Source organism: Amycolatopsis sp. cmx-8-4 (genome assembly GCF_046548675.1).
In the GTDB taxonomy this organism is placed as follows: Bacteria; Actinomycetota; Actinomycetes; order Mycobacteriales; family Pseudonocardiaceae; genus Amycolatopsis.
The window spans coordinates 1-590 of the sequence record NZ_JAEBDZ010000104.1 but is presented as its reverse complement, the minus strand read 5'-3'; the positions used below and the strand labels follow the sequence as shown (position 1 = coordinate 590).

Genomic DNA, 590 nt, shown 5'->3' with positions numbered 1-590 from the left:
GCAATGCCTTGGTGGGTCCGGACAACGGCGCGGCGGGACGCAGGCGGTGGATCCGCACTCGCAGGTAGTCGGCGATCACGTGCGCGTCGCCGGGGTCGGATTTCGCGCCGGAGAGAACCTCGGCCTCACGCCAGGACTTGATCGCGGTGGGTTTGACCGGCAGCACCGGGTATCCGGCCTCCAGCAGTGTGTCGACCAGGCGGCCGTCCGGGCGTTCGATCGCGACGGGGATCTGCTCGGGCTGGGCGAGCTTGCCCAGCCGGGTGGCCAGCCGACTGAATCCGGCGGCGGTGTGGTCGATGGTGAACGCGGCGATTTTCCGGCCGGTCTGGTCGAGTACGCACACGGCGTGCTCGGTGGCGGCCCAGTCGATCCCGACGAAGAACAACGGCTTGTCATGCTGCGGCAACGATGTCACCTTCCCACTCGCGATCGTGGGCAGGGGCCAGGCGCTGGCGAGGGAACCGAGGGCGCAGTGGTCACTAACCGGCGCTCTGGGGCGCGTCCCTTTGTCATCGCTTCACGGTTCCGGGGAAGCCGGGGGCGGCAGTGTCATGCAAGCCCACGAAGGGCTACCGCACCAGGCCGTC

Annotated in this window: 1 protein-coding gene; it reads right to left on the bottom strand. The window is 69.0% G+C overall.

What is annotated here, in order from left to right:
- On the bottom strand, positions 1–409 hold a 409-nt coding region (locus ACLJQZ_RS48600; protein WP_410628521.1), incomplete at its 3' end, for an IS110 family transposase.
- Between the last annotated feature and the right edge of the window lie 181 nt (positions 410–590).